Genomic DNA, 19954 nt, shown 5'->3' with positions numbered 1-19954 from the left:
ATCGCCACTATTTTTCCGTTTTTTCCATGATCTTCGCTCAATGCGCCGCCTGCTCTCCCCGTTGCAGGCCGGAGGCAGCGAGCTGCGAATCGATTTCGGACATCAGCCCGTGCAGCGCGGGCAGGTCCTTCGCCTCGGCGCGCGCGACCAGAACGTCCTGCGTGTTGGACGCGCGCAGCAGCCACCAGCCTTCGGATGTGCTGACCCGCGCGCCGTCGGTCGCGTCCACCTTCGCGCCGGACGCGTGGAGCCGGGCGAGCACCTCGTCGATCACCGCGAACTTGCGGCTCTCGTCGACCTGAAAGCGCATTTCCGGCGTGTTGATCATGTCCGGCATGTCGGAACGCAGCTGCGTGACGCTCTTGCCCAGCAGCGTCGCCGCGCGAATCAGGCGGATGGCGGCATAGAGCGCATCGTCGAAGCCGTAATATTGATGCTTGAAGAAGATGTGGCCGCTCATCTCGCCGGCGAGCGGGCTGCCCGTTTCCTTCATTTTGGACTTGATCAGGCTGTGCCCGGTCTTCCACATCAGCGGCTGGCCGCCCAGTTCGGCGATGCGGTCATAGAGCGCCTGGCTGGCCTTCACGTCGGCGATCACGGTCGCGCCCGGCTCTTCCTTCAGCACCGCCTCGGCATAGATCATCAGCAGCTGGTCGCCCCAGATCACCCGCCCCTCGCCGTCGATCGCGCCGATGCGATCGCCGTCGCCGTCGAAGGCCACGCCGAAATCGAGCTTCTTCTCCGCGACAAGGGCGCGCAGGTCGGCCAGATTCTTCTCTTCCGTGGGGTCGGGATGATGGTTGGGAAAATTGCCGTCGACATCGGTGAACAATGTGTGATGCTCGCCGGGGAGGAGCTTGACCAGCTTCTCCACCACCGGGCCCGCCGCGCCGTTGCCCGCGTCCCAGCCGATGCGGAACGCGCCGCCGTCGAAACCCTCGACCAGCCGCGCGACGTAGCGATCCATGATATCGATGCGCTCGCTGCCCGCGCTGCCCTCGACCCAGTCGCCCGCCGCCGCCATCGCGCCGAGCTGCTGGATGTCCGCGCCGAAAAAGGGCCGGCCCTGGAAAACCATCTTGAAGCCGTTGTAATTGGCGGGGTTATGGCTGCCGGTTATCTGGATGCCGCCATCGACATCCTCCGTCGCCTCGGCATAATATAGCATCGGCGTGGGCCCCAGGCCGATGCACAGCGCATGGATGCCGCTGTCGTTGAGGCCGCGCACCAGCGCTTCCTCCAGCACCGGCGAACTGGTGCGCCCGTCATAGCCCACCGCGACCTTCGTTCCGCCCGCGCGGGCGATCAGCGTGCCGAAGCCCCGGCCGATGGCGTAGGCGTCTTCGGTGCCGAGGGTTTCGCCGATGATGCCTCGAATGTCATATTCACGCAGGGAAGTAGGGTGGAATTGGTGGGTCATGAGGGTCCTGTCGGTTCTTGAGGGAAGCCAGAAGGCGATAGGTGCGACCTTTTGTTTTCAGCGGCATGACGCAGCAAGATAGTGCGCGCGTCATTGATTTTCTCGGCCAGGGCCTGGGTGCCGCCGACATCCGGATGGTTTTTTGCGATCAGCCGCCGGTGCGCGGCGCGGATCGCCTCCTCATCGGCGTCCTCATTGAGGCCCAGCAGCGCGCGGGCCTCGGCCAGTCCGGCCGGTTCCGCCGGGGGGGGCAGCGACGGTGCGGTGCGGCGTTGGTCGAATTCGGGCGGAGGTGAGCCGGGCGAGGCCGAGGCCGCTCCGCGCCGGGTGCGCGCCTTCCCCGCGAGCCGCCGCCAGCCGTGCAGCGCGGCGATGGCGAGCGCGCCGCCGCCCGGCAGGCCTTGCCCCTTGGCGGCCATGATCGCGCCGACGATCGCCAGCCCCAGCATCAGCCCGTCCGTCATCGTCATGCGCTGCAACCGCCCGGTCAGGATCAGCCAGCCCGCCAGAGCGAGCAGCAGCAGCACGAGCAGGCCCATCAGGCGGCGCTCTGCTCGATCTTGTCCCGGTCGGCCTCGGACACCAGCGGCAGCGCGAGGCCCGCCACCATCTCGCGCAGCTCCTGCCGCGCGGTCAGGTGGCTGAAGCCGAGGTCGCCCAGATGCCCCTTGTCGAGCAGGGTCAGGCCGGACGGGAACAGCTCGCGGAAGATCACGCGTTCGGACAGGCCCGGAATCACGCGGAAGCCGACGCGTTTGGAGAGTTCGTTGAGGGCATCGCCGACGCGCTTCTTGTTGCGCGCGTCATGATGCTGCACGCGGTTGCGCAGCACCACCCAGTCGATCGACACGCCGTCCGCCTTGGCGCGGCTCTTGCGCGCCTCGAAGATCAGCTCGGAATAGAAGGAAAGGCGCTTCACCTTGAAGCTTTCGGCATCGACCTGCCCGATCAGGTCGAAATCGACGAAGCTGTCGTTCATCGGCGTGACCAGCGTGTTGGCGCGGGCGGCCATGTGGCGGGCGAAGGCGTCGTCGCGGCCGGGCGTGTCGACGATCAGGAAATCCTTGCCGTCCGCCAGCGCCCGATAGTCGGCGTCCAGCTCCGCCTCGGTCGAGCCGGTGAACACGCGGAAATCCGGCGTTGGCAGGTCGATCTCGCGCCGCCGCGCGGTGTCGGCGCGATTCTCCATATAGCGCGTCACCGTGCGCTGGCGCGGGTCGAGATCGATCAGGCCGACCTCGTGGCCCATCATCGTCAGCGCGACGGCGGTGTGGACAGCCGTGGTCGATTTGCCGGTGCCGCCCTTTTCATTGGCGAAAACGATAATATGCGTTTGCTGGCCAGCCATAGAAGACTTTTGAACTCCCCGAAAACCGTATAGATGCGGGCATGACCCGCTGCCCCGCCCGCTCGGCGCGGGGCATCAACCGTGCCTTACCGGAGCCTCAACCGCCGTGCAAATAATCCGTGACCTCGCCCCGCTTCGCGACGCCGTTTTTTCCCTGCGCGGTCAGGGGGGAAGGATCGCCCTCGTGCCCACCATGGGCGCCTTGCATGAAGGGCATGTCAGCCTCGTGCGCGCGGCCAGGACCCATGCCGATCATGTCGTGGTGTCGATCTTCGTCAACCCGATGCAGTTCGGCCCCAATGAGGATCTCGACGCCTATCCCCGGCAGGAGGCGCAGGACGCCGCGCTGCTGGAGCAGGAGGGCGTGGCGATCCTGTGGGCGCCCACGGTCGATGTGATGTATCCGGCGGGCTTCGCCACCTCCATTTCCGTCAGCGGGGTTTCCGAGGGGCTGTGCGGCGCGGCCCGGCCCGGCCATTTCGACGGCGTGGCGACGGTGGTGACGAAGCTGTTCAATCAGGTGCGGCCCGACGTCGCGCTGTTCGGGGAGAAGGATTATCAGCAACTCGCCGTGATCCGCCGCTTCGTCGCCGACCTCGACCAGCCGCTGGAGATTGTCGGCGTGCCCACCGCGCGGGCGCAGGACGGCCTCGCCCTTTCCTCGCGCAACGCCTATCTGAGCGCGGACGAGCGCGGGCGGGCCGCCGAGCTGCCGCGCGCGATGCAGGCCGGGGTCGCCCGGCTGGAGGCGGGGGAGGATGCCGGAGCGGTGCTGATCGATATCCGCGCCGCGCTGGAACGGGCGGGCTTCGATCCGATCGATTATGTCGAGCTGTGCGACGCGGCGTCGCTGGCGCCGGTGCGCAGCCTCTCCGCCGAGGCCCGGCTGCTGGTCGCCGCGCGGCTGGGCAAGACCCGGCTGATCGACAATTTCCCGGTCTTTCCGGGCGGAAAATTGTAAATTGGCGTCACATTTCGGCCGCTGGCGGGCGGATTAACCAAATATTAGCCATGATTCGCAAATCTCCACCGGCATGGAACCAAGTGGGGGTTTTGATCATGGGGAACAGTCTGCGAAGTGCGCAGTTCCTGATGGAGAGCAGGTTGGCCGATGCCTCGCGGGGCAACAGCGAGGCCTGCTACGAATTGGGGATCGCCTATAGCTGCGGCACCGGCGGGGTCGATGTCGATCTCGTGCAGGCGCATAAATGGTTCAATCTCGCGGCGCTGGGGGGCAATGCGGAAGGACAGGCGCTGCGGGCCGAGGTTGCGGAGGAAATGACCCCGCAGCAGATATCCGAGGCGCAGCGGCAGGCGCGGGCATGGCTTTCGGGCCGTGGCGCCTCGCTGAACTGACTAGCTGTCCGGCTTGCGGAAGGGCGTCCGTTCGTCGAGCCAGGCGCGATCCTGCGCTACCGCCCGCCGCTCCTGATCGAGAAAATGCGCGACCGCTGACCGGAAATCCGGATTGGCGATATAATGGGCCGACCATGTCGCGACCGGGCGATAGCCGCGCACCAGCTTGTGCCCGCCCTGCGCGCCCGCCTCGACCCGGCGCAGCCCATGGGCGATGGCGAAATCGATCGCCTGATAATAGCATAGCTCGAAATGCAGGAACGGCACGTCCTCGACGCAGCCCCAATAGCGGCCGTAGAGGGTGTCGGCGCCGATCAGGTTGAGCGCGCCCGCGATCGGCCGCCCGTCGCGCAGCGCGAAGACCAGCAGTACGCGCTCGGCCATGCGCTGGCCGATCAGGTCGAAAAAGGCGCGGGTCAGATAGGGCCGGCCCCATTTGCGCGCGCCGGTATCCTGATAGAAGGTCCAGAACGCGTCCCAATGCTCCGGTCCGATCGCATCCCCGGTCAGGTGGACGATCTCCAGCCCCTTGCGCGCGCGCTGGCGTTCCTTGCGCAGCGTCTTGCGTTTCGCGCTGGACAGCGCGCTGAGGAAATCGTCGAAATCGGCATAGCCGTCATTTTCCCAGTGGAACTGGCTGTCCTCGCGAATCAGCCACCCGGCCTGTTCGAACAGCGGCACCTGCTCCGGCGCGATGAAGGTCGCGTGGGCGGAGCTGAGGCCGTTCTGCTCCACCACCGCCTCGGCGCCGCGGATCAGCACCGTCGCCAGTTCCGCCGCCGCGCCGTCGGCCAGCAGCAGCCGGTTGCCGGTCACCGGAGAGAAGGGCACGGCGATCTGGAGCTTGGGATAATAGCGCTTGCCCGCGCGCGTCCAGGCGTCGGCCCAGCTATGGTCGAACACATATTCGCCCTGGCTGTGCGACTTGAAATAGGCGGGCGCGCAGGCGAGCAACTGGTCATCCTGCTCCCCCGCCTCGATCAGCAGCGGCGCGGCCTGCCAGCCGGTGCCGGGGCCGACGCTGCCCGATTCCTCCAGCGCGGCGAGGAAATCATGGGTCAGGAACGGGTCGCCGTCCCCGGCGCAGCGGTCCCATGCGGCGGCATTGACCGAGCCGATGCCCTCGCCCAGCCGCATGACGGGCGGACCGCTCACCGGCCCGGCCCTTTCACGGCGGATGCGGGCAGCGGGCCTTCGAAGATCGCCGCGTCCGCCTCCGCCTCCACCAGCCGCCATTGCCGTTCGTCCCGCACCGTCCAGCTCAGCACCCTATAGCCTCTTTCGCGCAGGGTCCGGACGAGGGGGCTGGGCAGGTCGCGTATGTCATAGGCGAGGAAATCGGGATGGGCGTGGGCTATTGCAAGATGCCGCGCGATCCGCCCGCGCATGCCCTTGCGCCGCTCCTCGGTCATGACGAGGCCGTGGACGATGTGCGGTGCGTGGAAATGGAACCAGCGCGACACGCGGGGGGAGAAGGACATCACCGCCACTTCCCCCTCATAGTCCGCCAGATCGCGCCGCACCGCCTCGCACAGCGGGCGGGTGTCGCGCAATCGGTCGACCTTCAGCTCGATCAGCAGCGGCGCACGGCCCGCCACCAGATCGAGCAGCGCGGACAGGCGCGGGATCGGACCGCCGCCGTCCCTCAGCTCGATCGCGGCGAGCCGGGCGGCGTCGAGGGCGGCGAGCGCGCCCGGCTGCCCGGTCATCCGGTTCAGCATCGCGTCGTGAAAGACATGGGCGATGCCGTCGGCGGACAGGCGCACGTCGCATTCCATGCCGTGGCCCGCATCGAGCGCGGCGGCGAAGGCGGGCAGGCTGTTCTCGGGCGGCCCGTCGGGGCTATGCAGCCCGCGATGGGCATAGGACCGGCCCGCGAGAAAGGCGAGGCGGGAAGGATCGGCCGGCCCCCGCGCCGTCATGCACACCCCCATCCGCATCCCGTTTTCATCCCGTCCTCATCCGCGCGGGTCGCCGTCCCCCGGCGGAAACGGCGCCGGTCCGTGCAGCAGGCGGGCCCTGATCCACTGCTCCGCCTCGCGCCAGCTGTCGATCCGCGCATGGGCGTGGGGCGACGGCTCGATATGGCCGGCCAGTTCCGGCTCGCCGACCATGTGCAGCCGCCAGACCTCAGGCGCGTGGCGGGAGACCGAATCATGATGAGCGCCGAGATCGTCGACGAACAACGTCGCGCTGGGCCGGTATTCGTCGATCAGCCGCCGCACCGGCCTGCCCTTGCCGCCCTGATTCCAGTGGATCGGGAACGGCACGCCGACCGCGCGCAGCTGGTCGATGCGGCGTTCATGATCCTCCTCGCTGATATTGGTGAGGATGACGACATCGGCCAGCGCCGACAGCTCCATAAGCGTGGGCAGCGCGCCGTCGATCGGATATTGGCGGTGCATCTCCGTCTCGAAAAAGGCGCGCAGCAGCGTCCAGACCTCGCCCGCTTCCAGCACGAGGCCGGTTTCCTTGTAGCGCAGCGCGCGCGTGAAGTCGCGATGGGCGAAGCTGAACTCCACGCCGTGGGTTTCGTCCACCCATTGGCGGAACGGCACGACCATGTGCAGCAGCACCTCGTCGCAATCGGTGATCAGCAGCGGGCGGCTCATCGCCCGGCCTCCCGCCCGATCTCCCTGCCTGCCTGCACCAGCCGTTCGGGCGGCAGGCCGAGCGCGTCGGCGCAGGCGAGCAGATCCGGCTCATGCGCGGCGAGGAATTCGAACGCGGCTCGCCACAGCGCGGGGTCGGCCGCTCGCGCGCGCAACTGGTCCGCGTCGAGCCCGGTGAGGTCCAGCAGCCGCCGCGCCCGCGCCTCCTCGCTCACGATCCAGCCGAGGGCCTGCAATGCAATGACATCCGGGGCGCTGTCATCCGGGGCCTTGGCAGCGGGGGCGCCATTGCCATTTTGATCGGGGGAGAGCATGAGGTTCCTTCGAATATGCGAGGATTTCGGTCAAGCGCCGAAACGGGGTGACAGGTGGCGAAGCGCATACTGGTTGTCGAGGACAATGAGCTTAATCTCAAGCTCTTTTGTGACCTGCTGCGGGCGCATGGTCACGAAACGCTGGCCGTGTCCGACGGGCGGGAGGTGCTGCAACAGGCGGGCGCATTCCAGCCGGAGCTGGTCATCATGGACATCCACCTGCCCCATGTCAGCGGCCTCGACCTCATCATCGCGCTGAAGGCGGACCCGGCGCTGGCGAGCGTGCCGGTCATGGCGGTGACCGCCTATGCGGGCAAGGGCGACGAGGAACGCATCCGCGAGGCCGGGGCGGAAGCCTATGTGTCGAAGCCGATATCGGTGATGAAGTTCATCGAGGTGGTGAACAGCCTGCTGTGACGCGCCGCGGCGCAGGCGCGCGGCCGGCCTTCCCGCGCGGGACGAACGGAAAAAGCCCGGACCATAGCGGCCGGGCCTCATCCTTTTCGCCCATGTCTCCCTCCGGCGGAGGGGGACGGAAGCCTTACTTGATCTTGGCTTCCTTGAACTCGACATGCTTGCGCGCGACCGGATCATATTTGCGGAAGCTCAGCTTCTCGGTCTTGGTGCGCGGATTTTTCTTGGTGACATAGAAAAAACCGGTGTCGGCGCTGCTCACAAGCCGGATTTTCACAGTGGCTGGCTTTGCCATGGCCCGTTCCTTCAAAAAACCGTTGAAAAAATAAGGCGGCCGATGCCGCCCCGTTTCAGCGGGCGCTCATGGGGCAGTTTGCCCCGCTTGTCAACAGGACAGTGCGGCGATCCGCGCCTTCGCGCCCGCCCCGGCCGTAAAAACAGCGTCATCTAAGCTGGCTATTAACGGTTTTCCGTCACCATGGCGGAAATTGCGGGAGGGAGAGACTCGGAAATGCAACAGGCAGGCATATCTTCCGTCCGGTCCGGCCTCAGGGCGCGAATCGATGCGCTGGCCACCGGTGAGGGGCGGGACACTCTCCCGGCCCTGCGCGAACAGCTGGACCGGATTCGCCGGGACGCGCACCGGCACGGGCTGCTGCCCGCCGCGCAACTGGCCGCGACGCTGGGCGAGATGCTGGCGGCGGGCACGCTGGGCTGGGCCGTCGCCTCCTCCTTCGACCTGATGCGCGACGCGCTGGAGTGCGAGGATAACGGCCCGGAAAGCGGCGCCGTTTATATCGCCGCGCTGACCTCCCGCTTCGGGCATTAAACCGGTCGAAATTCAGCCCATGCGGGCCTGCGAAGCGCGCTTCGGTGCTCACGGACCTCAAGTCCGCTGCGCTCCGATGCCCGCAAATCACGCTTCTCGGCTCCACCTGGACTGAATTTCGACCGGTTTGGTGGCCGGGTGCCTCATCCGAGTCGCTGCTCTGGCGGATTCGGGCTTCCCGTTCCATAAGGGCGGCCATGGATGCCTTGCTGATCGCCTTTTTCCTCAACCTTCTCGCCGAGGCGGGAGGGCGGGTTCCTTCGGTCTATCGCGCGCTGCTGGGCCGTTATCGCGCAACCGCGCTGGTCGTGACGGGCATGGTCGCGGCGCTGACGGCCAATGCGGCGGCGGGCGCGGTGGCGGGCGGCATGATCGCCGGGATGCTGACGCCCGAGGCGCGCAGCCTGTTTCAGGCGCTCACCCTCGCGGGGGCGGGGATCGGGCTGCTGTGGACCGGGCGGGGGACGGACGATCTTTCCGGCTGGCGGCTGGGGCCGCTGCTCACCGCCGCGCTGGGCCTGGCCCTGCTCGGCTTCGGGGAGGGCCCGGCCTTCCTGACGGCGGGCGTCGCGGCCGCCCGCGCCGATCCGTGGATGGCGGGAATCGGTGGCGCGGCAGGCGGCATCGCGGCCTGCCTGCTGATCGCGGCGGCGGGCGATGCGCTGCCCCGCCGCGCCATCGCCGCCTTCCGCAAGGGCGTGGGCATCCTGTTCCTGATCGGCGCCTTCCCCATCGCCATGACGGCGCTGCGGCTTGTGTGATCGGCAAAAGCGATTAGTGATACCGCAATATTCCACGGGCTTTTTGGCACAAATTGCGCGATAAGACGTTTGGATGATGGACTCGATAAGGAGGGTATTCATGGCATCGAAAAAGCAAAAAGCATCCCCTGCGGCGCTCAACACGCCGACCGACCTTGCGAGCAATGCGACCCTGAGCGTCGCGGAGGCGCTGAACAAGGCACTGGCGGACAGCTATGCGCTCTATTTCAAGACGAAGAATTTCCACTGGCACGTCTCCGGCCCGCACTTCCGCGACTATCATCTGCTGTTCGACGCGCAGGCGGCGCAGATTCACGCGGTGACCGACGCGATCGCCGAGCGCGTGCGTAAGACGGGCAATACGACCCTCCGTTCCATCGGCGACATTGCGCGGCATCAGACGATCAAGGACAATGACGCCGATTTCGTCAGCCCCAAGGATATGCTGGACGAGCTGCGCGAGGATAATCTCTCGCTGGTGCAGACGTTCCGCGCGGTGAAGGAAGCCGCGACGCAGGCGGGCGACAATGCGACCGAGGGTATTGTCGACGACTGGACCGACCAGGCCGAGGAACGCGCCTGGTTCCTGTTCGAGGCGGGCCGTCAGGGCTGATCTTCGTATTTTCGAAAGCCGATGAGGCTTATGGGCGGCGCTTCCGTGTGGCGGGGGCGCCGCTTCGCATGGGGCGGGATTATCCTTTGCAAACGGGCTTTGGGCCGATGTCTGCTTTCGGTCAGGAGCGGACGTAGAAGATTGGTTTCACGCGGAGGCGCGGAGACGCGGAGAGATAGTAGCGCGAAGCGCTTTCCCTCGTCATTCACCCCGGCAACCGACGCAAGGAGAATGAAATGGGGCCTGCGGCCCGGAACGTCCTTCTCCGCGCCTCCGCGTCTCCGCGTGAGCTTTCTACTCCAGCACGATATGTCCGCTTCCCACCAAAATCAGCCATATATTCCCGTCATGCCTGTGCAGGCCGGCCTCTCAAAAGGTGGCGCGCGATATGGCCCGCGACCCCGGCGTTCGCTGGGGTGACGATTGGCGGAGGTCCCGCTTCCCACCCCAAGCAGCCATTGCGCCAACCGCTCGGCAAACCCCATAACCGCAAAAAAGGCCGCTTCCCCGAAGGAAAGTGGCCTTTTTCATAAACTACCGGGAGGATATCGGGCTCCTCCCGCCGCGAATCAGTCCGCCTTGGACTGGAGATTCACGGCGGCATATTTGCCGCGGCGGTCGATCTCGATCTCGAAATCGAGCCGGTCGCCTTCCTGCAGGCCGGGCAGGCCCGCGCGTTCGACCGCGCTGATGTGCACGAAGGCGTCGGGCTGGCCGTCGTCGCGCTGAATGAAGCCGAAGCCCTTCATCGCGTTGAAGAATTTGACGGTGCCGCTGGCGCGCTCGCCGGTCAGCTGGCGCTGGGGGCCGCCGCGATCCGACCGTTCCGGACGATCCGACCGCTGCGGGCGGTCTTCCACCGGCAGGGGCTCGCCCTCGATCTTGAGATCGGTCGCGGAAACCTTGCCGCCGCGATCCACCAGCGTGAAACCGAGCGGCTGCCCTTCGGCAAGCCCCGTCAGACCGGCCTGTTCCACCGCGCTGATGTGGACGAACACGTCCTCGCCGCCGTCATCGCGAACGATGAAGCCGAAGCCCTTCTGCCCGTTGAAGAATTTGACGACGCCGGTGCCTTCGCCGACGACCTGGGCCGGCATGCCGCGGAACCCGCCGCCACCGCCACCGCCGCCCCGGCCACCGCCGAAGCCGCCGCGATCGCCGCCGCCGAAACCGCCACGGTCACCGAAGCCGCCACCGCCGCCGAAGCCGCCGCGATCATTGCCGAAACCGCCACGATCGCCGAAACCGCCGCCGAAACCGCCGCGATCCGGAAAACCGCCAAAATCGTCGCCGCCGAAATTATCCCGTTTGTCCCTGCCGCGTCCGCGGCGACCTCTATCAAAACTCATGCCCTGTTAGTCACTTTCACTTCGCCCGCTCTCATCTCGGATGAACATGCCGGACGAAAGACATGCATTATCCGCCGCGCAGTACGGTCAGTTCCGCACTATATCAGCTTTGTAGCGCAGGGCTAATCTTTTCTTCGCGGCATCTGATACAATTGCGGGACAGCAATTCGCGCCCGTTCAGGGCCGGGTCTGGCCGGTGCCGCGCACCACCCATTTGTAGGTAGTAAGCCCTTCCAGAGCGACCGGGCCGCGCGCGTGCAGCCGTCCGGTGGAGATGCCGATTTCCGCGCCCAGTCCGAATTCCCCGCCGTCCGCGAACTGGGTGGAGGCGTTCCACATCACGATCGCGCTGTCGACGGCGTTGAGGAATCGCTCCGCCGCCTCCGCATCCTCCGCGACGATCGCATCGGTATGGTGGCTCGAATGGGCGGCGATATGGTCCAGCGCCTCGTCGAGTCCGTTCACCTGCGCGGCCGCGACGATGGCGTCGAGATATTCGGTGTCCCAATCCTCGTCCGTGGCCGGGGTCACGCGCGGGTCGAGCGCGCGAATCGCCTCGTCCCCCCGCACCGCGCAGCCCGCGTCGATCAGCGCGGCGAGCACGTCTTTCGTCGCCGGGAAGGCGGCGTCGAACAGCACCGTCTCGGTCGCGCCGCAAATGCCGGTGCGCCGCATCTTGGCGTTGAGAATCAGCTCGCGCGCCATCTGCGGGTCGGCCGATCCGTGCACATAGCTGGTGTTCATGCCGTCGAGATGGGCGAGCACCGGCACACGCGCCTCCTCCTGCACGCGGGCGACCAGCGACTTGCCGCCGCGCGGCACGATCAGGTCGATCAGGCCCGAGGCGCGCAGCATCGCGCCCACCGCCGCGCGATCGGTGGTGGGGACGATCTGGATCGCGTCGACCGGCAGGTCCGCCGCGGCGATGCCCTCGGCCATCGCCGCATGGATCGCGCGGTTGCTCTCCACCGCCTCGCTGCCGCCGCGCAGAATCGCGGCATTGCCGGCGCGCAGGCAGAGCGCGGCCGCGTCCGCCGTCACATTGGGGCGGCTTTCGTAGATGATGCCGATCACGCCCAGCGGCACGCGCACCCGTTGCAGCACCATGCCGTTGGGGCGGGTCGTCTCGCTGATCGTCTCGCCCAGCGGATTGGGCAGGCGGGCGACCTGCTCCACCCCGGCGGCGGTCCCCTCGATCCGCGCGGTGTCGAGCTTCAGCCGGTCGAGCAGCGCCGGGGAAAGGCCGCGCTCGGCTGCATTGTCCATGTCCTGCGCATTGGCGCGGCAGATCGCGTCGCCATGGTCGCGCAGCGCCTGCGCGGCCAGTTCCAGCCCGCGCGCCTTCTGCGCGTCGCTGGCCAGGGAAAGGGCGTGGCTGGCCTTGCGCGCCCGCGCGGCCATCGCCGCGATCAGCATTTCGGGGGTCTGGGTCATATCGTTCATGGGGTCTAAAGGGGTCCGCTGACTGTTCGGTTTGTATCTGGCCGGTTGAGGCGCTCTATCATGATGGCGCCGTGTAGGAAAGCGCGATGGACGGAGGCGATGCCTCCATTGCGGCGTTGAGCTTTGCCGCGCGGACCGATAAGGGGAACCGCATGACCATCTATTTTCACGAGGAAGACCTGCCCGCCGGCGTGCTGGCCGACGGTCCCGTCGCCATCGACACCGAAACCATGGGCCTCATCACCCCGCGCGACCGGCTGTGCGTGGTGCAGATCAGCGACGGCAGGGGCGACGAGCATCTGGTGCGCTTTTCGCCCGGCAGCGCCTATGACGCGCCCAATCTGAAGGCGGTCGTCGCCGACCCGGCGCGGCTGAAGCTCTTTCATTTCGGCCGCTTCGACATCGCCGCGCTCCAGCATTATCTGGGCGTGCTGGCGACGCCGGCCTATTGCACCAAGATCGCCTCGCGCCTCGTGCGCACCTATACCGACCGCCACGGCCTCAAGGAGCTGGTGCGCGAGCTGCTGGGGCAGGAGATCAGCAAGCAGCAGCAAAGCTCCGACTGGGGCGGGCCGGTGCTGTCGGAGGCGCAGCGCGACTATGCCGCGTCCGACGTGCGCTATCTCCACCGGCTGAAGGAGGAGCTGGACCGCAGGCTGGAGCGGGAAGGGCGCATGGAGCTGGCTCAGGCCTGCTTCGATTTCCTGCCGCACCGGGCGCTGCTCGATCTGGCGGGCTGGCCCGAAATCGATATATTCTCGCACGTCTGACACCGGACGGGAGGACGCCGCCCCATGTCGCAACTGGCAGATACCCAACGCACCGCGCGCCAGCACTGGGCGATGCCCGGCGGCGCGCACGACCGGATGGTGCGGCTGCTCAAGAACCTGCTGCCGATGGGCGTGGGCGCGCTGGCGGCCTTCCTCGCCGCCGCGCCCTTCACCAGCCAGAACGAGGTGAGCTTCGTGCTCGACAAGAAGGGCGTCGACATTGCCAGCGAGCGGATGAAGGTGCGCGAGGCGCTCTATCGCGGCACCGACAGCAAGGGGCGGCCCTTTTCGCTGCGCGCGGGCTCGGCGGTGCAGAAAACCTCGCGCGAGCCGATCGTCGAGATGAAGGACCTGTCCGCCCGCCTGTTGATGAGCGACGGCGCGGCGGTGCTGAAGGCAGACCGGGGCCGCTACAATCTGGACAATGAGCAGATGATGGTCGTCGGCCCGGTGCAGTTCGATTCGGCGCAGGGCTATCGCCTGACGACGCGCGACGTGAACATCGATCTGAAAACGCGCAACATGCGCAGCGCGGGCCGCGTCTACGGGCGCATACCGATGGGGCCGTTCGATGCGGACCATTTGCAGGCCGACCTCAATGAACGGACGGTCACGCTGGTCGGCAATGCGCGCTTGCGTATAGAGCAAAATGCCGTCAAGGGGCGATAATCATGGTGCGGCCGTTCTTCCTTGCTTCCCTGTCGCTGGCGGCCGGTCTCTCCGGCGCCTTCCTCTACGGCTCCGTGGGGCAGCCCGCGCAAGCGCAGATATTGCGCGGGCATGACAGCAGCGCGCCGGTCAATTTCGCCGCCGACCGCATAGAGGTGCAGGACCGCGCCGACCGCGTGGTGGTTTCCGGCAACGTCCATGTGACGCAGGGCAATCTGACGCTCGATTCGGCGCGGATGACCGTCGCCTATCGCAACACCGGCAGCATAGAGATCGACCGCATCGACGCGGCGGGCAATGTCCGCGTGACGCGCGGCAATGAGCGCGCGCGCGGCGACACCGCGATATACGACCTCAACCGGCGGATCATCACCATGGTCGGCAATGTCGAGCTGACGCAGGGCGCCAACCGCCTGACCGGCGGCCGGCTGGTGATGGACTTGCAAAGCGGGCGCTCCACCGTCGACGGCCAGGCCTCCTCCTCCGGCGCGGGCGTGACGCAGGGGTCGGGCGGGCGCGTCACCGGCACCTTCACGGTGCCCAGGCGCGACGGCGACAACTGAGCGCAGGTTTTCCGGGATTGGGCGTTTGGTTACCGCTCTCCCTACCCCCGTTCGCCCTGAGCCCTTCGACAAGCCCAGCCCGAACGGTTCCATATGTTGGAACCATCCAACCGCGATTCGTGCGAGAAATCGGGCGTATCGGCCATCTTTCCTCTAGGCGGACGGCTTTCGCTCATGCATAAGCAGGCCGTCGGGTTGCGGCCATGCAAAAAGCTTGCCGTTTGACGGCCCGTCCCAATCTGCCCCTGTCCGCGAGGGTTTTTTCAGCGAGGATATGTGATGGACGACATCGCGATAATGGATCGGCCCGGCCCGAATGGCGACGATGGCGCCGCCGCGCTCGCCCGCTCCGGCGGGCTGGAGGTCGTCTCCATCGCCAAGAGCTACGACCGCCGCCCGGTGCTGACCGACGTGTCGCTGACCGTCGCCAAGGGCGAGGTGGTCGGCCTGCTCGGCCCCAATGGCGCGGGCAAGACGACCTGCTTCTATTCGATCATGGGGCTGGTGCGGCCCGACAGCGGCCGTATCGCATTGGACGGCCACGACATCACCGGCCTGCCCATGTACCGCCGCGCGATCCTGGGCCTGGGCTATCTGCCGCAGGAAACCTCGATCTTCCGTGGCATGACGGTGGAGCAGAACATCCTCGCCGTGCTGGAGCTGGCCGAGCCCGACGCCTCCGCCCGCGCCACCCGGCTGGAGGAGCTGCTGGGCGAATTCGGCCTCACCCGCCTGCGCGACAGCTCCGCCATGGCGCTGTCGGGCGGCGAGCGCCGCCGCTGCGAGATCGCCCGCGCGCTGGCGGCCAACCCGTCGATCGTGCTGCTGGACGAGCCCTTCGCGGGCATCGACCCGCTTTCCATCGCCGACATTCGCGATCTGGTGAAGCAGCTGCGCACGCGCGGCATCGGCGTGCTCATCACCGATCACAATGTGCGCGAAACGCTGGAGATCGTCGACCGCGCCTGCATCATCTATGACGGCAAGGTGCTGTTCGCCGGCAACCCGGAAGAGCTGGTGGCCAATGCCGATGTGCGTCGCCTCTATCTGGGCGAAAGCTTCTCGATGTAGGGGCATGGCGGCATGAGGACGCGATAATGGCATTGGCACCGCGCCTCGACCTGCGGCAAAGCCAGTCGCTGGTGATGACGCCGCAGCTACAGCAGGCGATCAAGCTGTTGGCGCTGTCGAATATCGAGATCGAGGCCTGGCTGGCCGGCGAGCTGGAGCGCAACCCGCTGCTCGAACTGGCGCGCGGCGACGGGAGCGACGGTGAAGGCGCCCCCGCCGATGCCGTGCCGGAGAGGGAGGGCGCCGCCGTCTCCTCCGCCGAGGCGGGCAGCGACGCGATGATGCGCGACGATGCGGTGATGGCCGAAAGCCCGCTCGATGTGGAAAGTGGGCCGGAGGAGGGCGCCGATCGCGGCCTTGCCGATCCCGACATGGCGGGCGGGGCGGGGCTTTCCGGCGCGGGCGGCCTGTCGGACGATTATCCGCTCTCCGGCGGCTTCGGCGAGGACGGGCCGGATTTCGACAGCTTCGCCAGCGGCGAGACGGGCCTCTACGAACATCTGATGGATCAGGCGCGGCTGCGCTTTTCCGGCCGCGAGCTGCTGATCGCCAGCCAGATCATCGGCCAGATCGACGAGGCCGGCTATCTGGAGGCGGAGCTGCTGCCGATCGCCTATGCGTTGCAGGTGCCGCTCATCGAGGTGGAGGCGGTGCTGGCGGTCATCCAGGGGTTCGATCCGGTCGGCGTCGCCGCCCGCTCGCTGTCCGAATGCCTTGCGTTGCAGGCGAAGGAGGCCGACCGCTACGACCCGGCGATGGCGGCGCTGCTCGCCAATCTCGACCTGCTGGCCAGGGGGGCGCTGCCGCAGCTGCGCCGCATCTGCGGCGTCGATGAGGAAGACCTCGCCGACATGATCCGCGAGCTGCGCGCCTATGATCCCAAGCCCGGCCTGCGCTTCGCCGCGCCCGGCGCGGGGCAGGCGGTGATCCCCGACATCTTCGTGACGCCGCGCGGCAAGGGCTGGGGAATCGAGATCAACGGCGCCACCCTGCCGCGCCTGCTCGTCAACCGGGTCTATTATGCCGAGCTGTCGGGCGGGGTGCAGGACAAGGCGTCGAAGGCGTGGCTCGCCGATTGCCTCGCCAGCGCCAACTGGCTGATCCGCGCGCTCGACCAGCGGCAGCGCACGATCATCAAGGTGGCGACCGAGATCGTGCGCCAGCAGGAGGAATTCTTCCGCCACGGCATCGCCCATCTGCGCCCGATGACGCTGCGCTCCGTCGCCGAGGCGATCGGCATGCACGAATCGACCGTCAGCCGGGTGACGAGCAACAAATATCTCTCCTGCCCGCGCGGGCTGTTCGAGCTGAAATATTTCTTCACCAGCGCGATCGCCTCGGCGGCGGGCGGCGAGGCGGTGTCGGCCGAGGCGGTCAAGAGCCGCATCAAGGCGCTGATCGCGGCGGAGGACCCGCGCAAGATCCTCTCCGACGACACGCTGGTCGACCTGCTGCGCGCCGAAGGCTTCGACATCGCCCGGCGCACCGTCGCCAAATATCGCGAATCGATGGGCATCGGCTCCTCGGTGCAGCGGCGGCGGCAGAAGGCGCTGGCCGGATAGACGCCGACCCCGCTACCCGTTCGGGCCGAGCCCGTCGCAGCCTGCCCTTCCCGAAAACCCCCGCCACCGGCCGGACCGTCCTCATGCCCCTGGTATTGGCCGCATATCCGGTCCGCGCGGCTTGTCGGCGCGGCGGGCGGGATGATAGGCTGCGCCCGGCTTTCCTGTTGATCCGGGTCAAGGCATCGGCGGCAGGGGTCCTTATGCAGCCACGCGGAGGCAGGCCGTCCGCCTGCCCTTTTTGAAAAAGGATCTTCGGCATGGACAGTGGAATTCAGACGATCAAGGTTTCCGACGGTTGGGAGCGGGAACTCGTCACGCGCAGCGGCTATCGCTTTCACGTCCGCCCGGCGATGGATCTGGACGTGCAGGCGCTGGAGGGCTTTTTCGCCAATGTCGCGCCGGCCGACCTGCGTTTCCGCTTCCTGACCGGCGTGTCGCATGTGCCGGAGGAGATCATCACCTCCATGGTCCGCGTCGACCACCGCAAGACCGAGAATTTCCTCGCGATCGATTCCGACGGATCGCTGGTGGGCAGCGCGATGGTGGCGGCGGACGACCGGCTGGACACCGCCGAGGTCGCGATCTCCATCCACAAGGATTACAAGGGGCGCGGCATCGGCTGGATGCTGCTGGAGCATGTCGCGGCCTATGCGAGGGCGCGGGGCATCCGCCGTCTCCAGTCGATCGAGAGCCGCGAGAACCATGCGGCGATCGAGCTGGAGCGCGAAATGGGCTTCACCGCCCGCCCGGTGGAGGGCGAGCCGGGCCTGGTGCTGGTGGAAACCATTTTGAACCCGTGAGGGGGCGGTTGGGGGTGCGCCGGTGAAGCGGAAGGGCGGCGGCCGGTTTTCTTTCGGCCGCGCTTCATTCTGGGTGTTGCCAGAACCGGCCCGACCGGCTAGAGGCCGCCATTCCAGCACGTGCGGAGCGGTGGCCGAGTGGTCGAAGGCGCTCGCCTGGAAAGTGAGTATACGTCAAAAGCGTATCGAGGGTTCGAATCCCTCCCGCTCCGCCACTCAGTCAGCTTCATGTCTGCATGATCATGGTTCTTGCGTCGAAAAGGCCGCGGTTCCGCAGCTTTTCGCACGCAATTTCTGTGTCGGAGAATCAATCCGCGCCGGAGAAGCAGGCAACTCTCCCCGATTTTCTCTGCTGATTTTGTCGCACTACGCTTTACGCTTCCAAGCCTGTTTCACCTGTTAAGTAGGAAAATGCCTCCTTCCGGGGTGCCGTCCATGACGGCCTGCAAGCCTATTGCCCCCTGATTTCCGCTGGATATGGCTGTCTCGACATCGGGAAGCGGGGAATATTTATCAGGACGCATAACAGGTGAGAAACAGGAGCCATAACAGGTAGGGAACAGGCGGACGGCAGGAGGCAGATCAGGCCCTCTCCATGACCGTGCAGGGCGCGGAACAAAAAATAGGAGCGGAATAAAAAAAGAGCTTGGAACGGACCCACAACGCATGAGATCCCTTATTCATCGGTAGCGGATCGAGACTTATCTCTCTGCCCGGTCCGGGTTGCTGCGGCTGTTCGGAGAGCAGAAACCAAGGAAGGTAGCTCACACAAGTTCGTCCGGTCGGAGACCGGGAGGATGGATGTGCGTTGGCCTTTCCGTTTTCCCATCCCGGCCATTTCGTTGGTTTCCAGAAGGGCGCAGCCCTTCCGGAGAAGAAGTGGAGGGTATAGTCATGGCGTTCAAGATTGTCAGTTCGGGCAAGAAGTCCGTCAAGCAGGGGGTCAACCACAAGGCGCGGCAGCGCCGGGTCCACGTGGCGAAGAAGCCTTCCGGGACCATTGTGGCCATCCGCAACGAGATAGGGTGCGACCTGGAGATCGAGCAGCGCCCGCCCGCCGATCTCAGGCCTGCCTCCCGGCGCACCCGTAAAGCCAACCCTGTCCATGTAGAGGAAGTGAGTCGCTCCATTTTGGCGATGGGCTTTTGTGCCGATCCTGATCGATTCGGATGCACGCCACGCCCAAGCCCGTGGAACTGGTCGAGGATTTCATCATGGATGCCTCGCGCCGGGCAGCATCATTCTCGACCCGTTCATGGGGTCGGGAACCACCATCATCGCGGCGGAACGGTGCGACCGGCGGGCCTGCGGCGTCGAGATCGAACCGCTGTTCGTGGATCGGGCCATCCGGCGCTGGCAGGACCTGACGGGCAGGCAGGCCATCCATGCCGAAACCGGGCGCAGCTTTTCCGACATCGCGATCGAGCGGGCGGAAACCGACAGCGAATAGCAGTGTCACAAAAGGGGGATAAGATGGCCAATATATCTGTGCGACGCCCCGCGGATCGCGGGGCAAAGAGGAAGACGCGGGACGGAAGGGGCCGCTTTGTGCCCGGCAAATCGGGGAATCCTACGGGTAGGCCCAGCAAGAAGAAGGAGGTGCCGATTCCTCCCGATCTCCTTTCTGCCCTTGTCGAGATCGCGCTTGAAGAGAGGGAGGTATCCATCAACGGCAAGCCGGCAAGGATCTCGATGATCGAGCTCATTATCCGCAAGATGATGAACGATCCCTGAAGTCGAAGGGCTATGAATGCGCGCGCACTATTTCCCTGCTCAAAAGCCTGGGCCTCTTCAAGGCCTTGGAGGAAAAGCGGAGCGAGGCCGAACGGGCTGCCGAAGAGGACGAGGACATTGGCTGGACCGAGGAGATGGAAAAGCATTATCGGATGATCGAGGGCATGTTCTCGAAACCGCCGAAGAAGCGCGGGGAAAAGAAGAGCAGGGGCAAGGGAAAGGGCGATCCTAGAGCGTTCTGCGATTAGATTGACGCATATCCGGAGTTTTTGAGGTAATTGGCGCATTCGTCGGGCGTGAAGGCATCGAGAAGGGTTCCGATG

General features: G+C 66.3%; 24 protein-coding genes and 1 tRNA gene. 15 read left to right on the top strand and 10 right to left on the bottom strand.

The features are described from left to right. Positions 1-37 precede the first annotated feature (37 nt). The 3 genes from pgmG to GGR43_RS14935 are packed head-to-tail and all read right to left on the bottom strand — an operon-like array spanning position 38 to position 2768. Complete coding sequence (gene pgmG, locus GGR43_RS14945) at positions 38-1420, bottom strand: phosphoglucomutase/phosphomannomutase PgmG (RefSeq protein ID WP_188072794.1); 1383 nt, start codon at positions 1418-1420, stop codon at positions 38-40. Further along, on the bottom strand, positions 1417-1959 hold the full coding sequence (locus GGR43_RS14940; RefSeq protein WP_188072793.1) for a J domain-containing protein: 543 nt from the start codon (positions 1957-1959) through the stop codon (positions 1417-1419). Before GGR43_RS14940 ends, pgmG begins: the two co-directional genes overlap by 4 nt. Then, positions 1959-2768, bottom strand: coding sequence for a division plane positioning ATPase MipZ (locus tag GGR43_RS14935; RefSeq protein WP_188072792.1), 810 nt, complete (start codon positions 2766-2768; stop codon positions 1959-1961). Before GGR43_RS14935 ends, GGR43_RS14940 begins: the two co-directional genes overlap by 1 nt. Positions 2769-2874: 106 nt before the next feature. Here GGR43_RS14935 and panC point away from each other — a divergent pair, with 106 nt between their 5' ends. Together panC and GGR43_RS14925 are read left to right on the top strand one after the other, a co-directional pair. After that, positions 2875-3729, top strand: coding sequence for a pantoate--beta-alanine ligase (gene panC / locus GGR43_RS14930; protein ID WP_188072791.1), 855 nt, complete (start codon positions 2875-2877; stop codon positions 3727-3729). Positions 3730-3827: 98 nt separating this feature from the next. Further along, a complete protein-coding gene (locus GGR43_RS14925; protein ID WP_188072790.1) occupies positions 3828-4124 on the top strand; it encodes an SEL1-like repeat protein in 297 nt (98 codons plus the stop codon). On the opposite strand, the gene GGR43_RS14920 is transcribed toward GGR43_RS14925, so the two are convergent. Genes GGR43_RS14920 through GGR43_RS14905 form a run of 4 tightly spaced genes read right to left on the bottom strand, consistent with a single transcriptional unit; the run spans position 4125 to position 7050 of the window. Further along, a complete protein-coding gene (locus GGR43_RS14920; RefSeq protein ID WP_188072918.1) occupies positions 4125-5261 on the bottom strand; it encodes a GNAT family N-acetyltransferase in 1137 nt (378 codons plus the stop codon). Positions 5262-5275: 14 nt separating this feature from the next. After that, on the bottom strand, positions 5276-6046 hold the full coding sequence (locus GGR43_RS14915; RefSeq protein ID WP_188072789.1) for a glycerophosphodiester phosphodiesterase family protein: 771 nt from the start codon (positions 6044-6046) through the stop codon (positions 5276-5278). Between the two features lie 36 nt (positions 6047-6082). Continuing rightward, positions 6083-6736 carry an HAD family hydrolase gene (locus tag GGR43_RS14910; protein ID WP_188072788.1) on the bottom strand — a complete coding sequence of 218 codons (654 nt, stop codon included), beginning with the start codon at positions 6734-6736 and terminating at the stop codon, positions 6083-6085. Continuing rightward, positions 6733-7050, bottom strand: coding sequence for a DUF3572 family protein (locus GGR43_RS14905; RefSeq protein WP_188072787.1), 318 nt, complete (start codon positions 7048-7050; stop codon positions 6733-6735). Before GGR43_RS14905 ends, GGR43_RS14910 begins: the two co-directional genes overlap by 4 nt. 54 nt (positions 7051-7104) lie before the next feature. Between GGR43_RS14905 and GGR43_RS14900 the strand changes: the two genes are divergently transcribed. Next, positions 7105-7467 (top strand): response regulator, encoded by a 363-nt coding sequence (locus GGR43_RS14900; RefSeq protein ID WP_188072786.1) that lies wholly within the window; start codon positions 7105-7107, stop codon positions 7465-7467. A gap of 124 nt (positions 7468-7591) precedes the next feature. Here the strand turns inward: GGR43_RS14900 and rpmG are convergent, their stop codons facing one another. Then, a complete protein-coding gene (gene rpmG, locus GGR43_RS14895; RefSeq protein WP_021226203.1) occupies positions 7592-7759 on the bottom strand; it encodes a 50S ribosomal protein L33 in 168 nt (55 codons plus the stop codon). Positions 7760-7975: 216 nt separating this feature from the next. On the opposite strand from rpmG, the gene GGR43_RS14890 reads away from it, so the two are divergent. The 3 genes from GGR43_RS14890 (at position 7976) to GGR43_RS14880 (ending at position 9667) form a co-directional block, all read left to right on the top strand. After that, complete coding sequence (locus GGR43_RS14890) at positions 7976-8293, top strand: hypothetical protein (RefSeq protein ID WP_188072785.1); 318 nt, start codon at positions 7976-7978, stop codon at positions 8291-8293. A gap of 197 nt (positions 8294-8490) precedes the next feature. Then, a complete protein-coding gene (locus GGR43_RS14885) occupies positions 8491-9054 on the top strand; it encodes a hypothetical protein (RefSeq protein WP_188072784.1) in 564 nt (187 codons plus the stop codon). A 100-nt stretch (positions 9055-9154) separates the two neighbouring features. After that, a complete protein-coding gene (locus GGR43_RS14880; protein WP_188072783.1) occupies positions 9155-9667 on the top strand; it encodes a Dps family protein in 513 nt (170 codons plus the stop codon). A gap of 569 nt (positions 9668-10236) precedes the next feature. On the opposite strand, the gene GGR43_RS23795 is transcribed toward GGR43_RS14880, so the two are convergent. Together GGR43_RS23795 and GGR43_RS14870 are read right to left on the bottom strand one after the other, a co-directional pair. Next, positions 10237-11016: a cold-shock protein gene (locus tag GGR43_RS23795; RefSeq protein ID WP_188072782.1), complete on the bottom strand. Its 780-nt coding sequence runs from the start codon at positions 11014-11016 to the stop codon at positions 10237-10239. A 177-nt stretch (positions 11017-11193) separates the two neighbouring features. Then, positions 11194-12459, bottom strand: coding sequence for a glutamate-5-semialdehyde dehydrogenase (locus GGR43_RS14870; protein ID WP_188072781.1), 1266 nt, complete (start codon positions 12457-12459; stop codon positions 11194-11196). Positions 12460-12611: 152 nt separating this feature from the next. Here GGR43_RS14870 and GGR43_RS14865 point away from each other — a divergent pair, with 152 nt between their 5' ends. From GGR43_RS14865 to GGR43_RS14825, 9 genes are all read left to right on the top strand, one after another. Continuing rightward, complete coding sequence (locus tag GGR43_RS14865) at positions 12612-13229, top strand: ribonuclease D (RefSeq protein ID WP_188072780.1); 618 nt, start codon at positions 12612-12614, stop codon at positions 13227-13229. A 24-nt stretch (positions 13230-13253) separates the two neighbouring features. Next, the gene (gene lptC, locus GGR43_RS14860) at positions 13254-13898 is read left to right on the top strand and encodes an LPS export ABC transporter periplasmic protein LptC (protein WP_188072779.1); all 645 of its coding nucleotides are present in this window, start codon (positions 13254-13256) and stop codon (positions 13896-13898) included. Positions 13899-13900: 2 nt separating this feature from the next. Continuing rightward, positions 13901-14461, top strand: a complete 561-nt coding sequence (lptA, locus tag GGR43_RS14855; RefSeq protein ID WP_188072778.1) for a lipopolysaccharide transport periplasmic protein LptA — start codon at positions 13901-13903, stop codon at positions 14459-14461. 279 nt (positions 14462-14740) lie between these two features. Next, complete coding sequence (gene lptB, locus GGR43_RS14850) at positions 14741-15532, top strand: LPS export ABC transporter ATP-binding protein (protein WP_425502229.1); 792 nt, start codon at positions 14741-14743, stop codon at positions 15530-15532. Positions 15533-15558: 26 nt separating this feature from the next. Then, a complete protein-coding gene (gene rpoN, locus GGR43_RS14845) occupies positions 15559-17094 on the top strand; it encodes an RNA polymerase factor sigma-54 (RefSeq protein ID WP_188072777.1) in 1536 nt (511 codons plus the stop codon). Between the two features lie 260 nt (positions 17095-17354). After that, entirely contained in the window at positions 17355-17897 is a 543-nt protein-coding gene (locus tag GGR43_RS14840) for a GNAT family N-acetyltransferase (protein ID WP_188072776.1), read from the top strand. A gap of 124 nt (positions 17898-18021) precedes the next feature. Continuing rightward, positions 18022-18112: transfer RNA gene (locus GGR43_RS14835), tRNA-Ser, on the top strand. 932 nt (positions 18113-19044) lie between these two features. Beyond that, the gene (locus tag GGR43_RS14830; protein ID WP_284278870.1) at positions 19045-19347 is read left to right on the top strand and encodes a DNA methyltransferase; all 303 of its coding nucleotides are present in this window, start codon (positions 19045-19047) and stop codon (positions 19345-19347) included. 98 nt (positions 19348-19445) lie between these two features. Further along, positions 19446-19631 carry a DUF5681 domain-containing protein gene (locus GGR43_RS14825; RefSeq protein WP_188072774.1) on the top strand — a complete coding sequence of 62 codons (186 nt, stop codon included), beginning with the start codon at positions 19446-19448 and terminating at the stop codon, positions 19629-19631. The last annotated feature ends 323 nt before the right edge of the window (positions 19632-19954 follow it).

Source organism: Sphingobium jiangsuense (assembly GCF_014196495.1).
Taxonomy (GTDB): domain Bacteria; phylum Pseudomonadota; class Alphaproteobacteria; order Sphingomonadales; family Sphingomonadaceae; genus Sphingobium; species Sphingobium jiangsuense.
The sequence above is the reverse complement of the archived record's forward strand: the minus strand, read 5'-3'. Positions and strand labels throughout refer to the sequence as shown.

What these genes read in the sequence shown, in the direction of transcription:
- lptB (WP_425502229.1), top strand. Translation starts at nt 14,741, where the DNA reads ATGGACGACATCGCGATAATGGATCGGCCCGGCCCGAATGGCGACGAT.
- GGR43_RS14920 (WP_188072918.1), bottom strand. Translation starts at nt 5,261, where the DNA reads ATGCGGCTGGGCGAGGGCATCGGCTCGGTCAATGCCGCCGCATGGGAC.
- GGR43_RS14925 (WP_188072790.1), top strand. Translation starts at nt 3,828, where the DNA reads ATGGGGAACAGTCTGCGAAGTGCGCAGTTCCTGATGGAGAGCAGGTTG.
- GGR43_RS14840 (WP_188072776.1), top strand. Translation starts at nt 17,355, where the DNA reads ATGGACAGTGGAATTCAGACGATCAAGGTTTCCGACGGTTGGGAGCGG.
- lptA (WP_188072778.1), top strand. Translation starts at nt 13,901, where the DNA reads ATGGTGCGGCCGTTCTTCCTTGCTTCCCTGTCGCTGGCGGCCGGTCTC.
- GGR43_RS14870 (WP_188072781.1), bottom strand. Translation starts at nt 12,459, where the DNA reads ATGAACGATATGACCCAGACCCCCGAAATGCTGATCGCGGCGATGGCC.
- lptC (WP_188072779.1), top strand. Translation starts at nt 13,254, where the DNA reads ATGTCGCAACTGGCAGATACCCAACGCACCGCGCGCCAGCACTGGGCG.
- GGR43_RS14915 (WP_188072789.1), bottom strand. Translation starts at nt 6,046, where the DNA reads ATGACGGCGCGGGGGCCGGCCGATCCTTCCCGCCTCGCCTTTCTCGCG.
- GGR43_RS14880 (WP_188072783.1), top strand. Translation starts at nt 9,155, where the DNA reads ATGGCATCGAAAAAGCAAAAAGCATCCCCTGCGGCGCTCAACACGCCG.
- rpoN (WP_188072777.1), top strand. Translation starts at nt 15,559, where the DNA reads ATGGCATTGGCACCGCGCCTCGACCTGCGGCAAAGCCAGTCGCTGGTG.
- GGR43_RS14910 (WP_188072788.1), bottom strand. Translation starts at nt 6,736, where the DNA reads ATGAGCCGCCCGCTGCTGATCACCGATTGCGACGAGGTGCTGCTGCAC.
- GGR43_RS23795 (WP_188072782.1), bottom strand. Translation starts at nt 11,016, where the DNA reads ATGAGTTTTGATAGAGGTCGCCGCGGACGCGGCAGGGACAAACGGGAT.
- pgmG (WP_188072794.1), bottom strand. Translation starts at nt 1,420, where the DNA reads ATGACCCACCAATTCCACCCTACTTCCCTGCGTGAATATGACATTCGA.
- rpmG (WP_021226203.1), bottom strand. Translation starts at nt 7,759, where the DNA reads ATGGCAAAGCCAGCCACTGTGAAAATCCGGCTTGTGAGCAGCGCCGAC.
- GGR43_RS14905 (WP_188072787.1), bottom strand. Translation starts at nt 7,050, where the DNA reads ATGCTCTCCCCCGATCAAAATGGCAATGGCGCCCCCGCTGCCAAGGCC.
- GGR43_RS14890 (WP_188072785.1), top strand. Translation starts at nt 7,976, where the DNA reads ATGCAACAGGCAGGCATATCTTCCGTCCGGTCCGGCCTCAGGGCGCGA.
- GGR43_RS14940 (WP_188072793.1), bottom strand. Translation starts at nt 1,959, where the DNA reads ATGGGCCTGCTCGTGCTGCTGCTGCTCGCTCTGGCGGGCTGGCTGATC.
- GGR43_RS14935 (WP_188072792.1), bottom strand. Translation starts at nt 2,768, where the DNA reads ATGGCTGGCCAGCAAACGCATATTATCGTTTTCGCCAATGAAAAGGGC.
- GGR43_RS14885 (WP_188072784.1), top strand. Translation starts at nt 8,491, where the DNA reads ATGGATGCCTTGCTGATCGCCTTTTTCCTCAACCTTCTCGCCGAGGCG.
- GGR43_RS14865 (WP_188072780.1), top strand. Translation starts at nt 12,612, where the DNA reads ATGACCATCTATTTTCACGAGGAAGACCTGCCCGCCGGCGTGCTGGCC.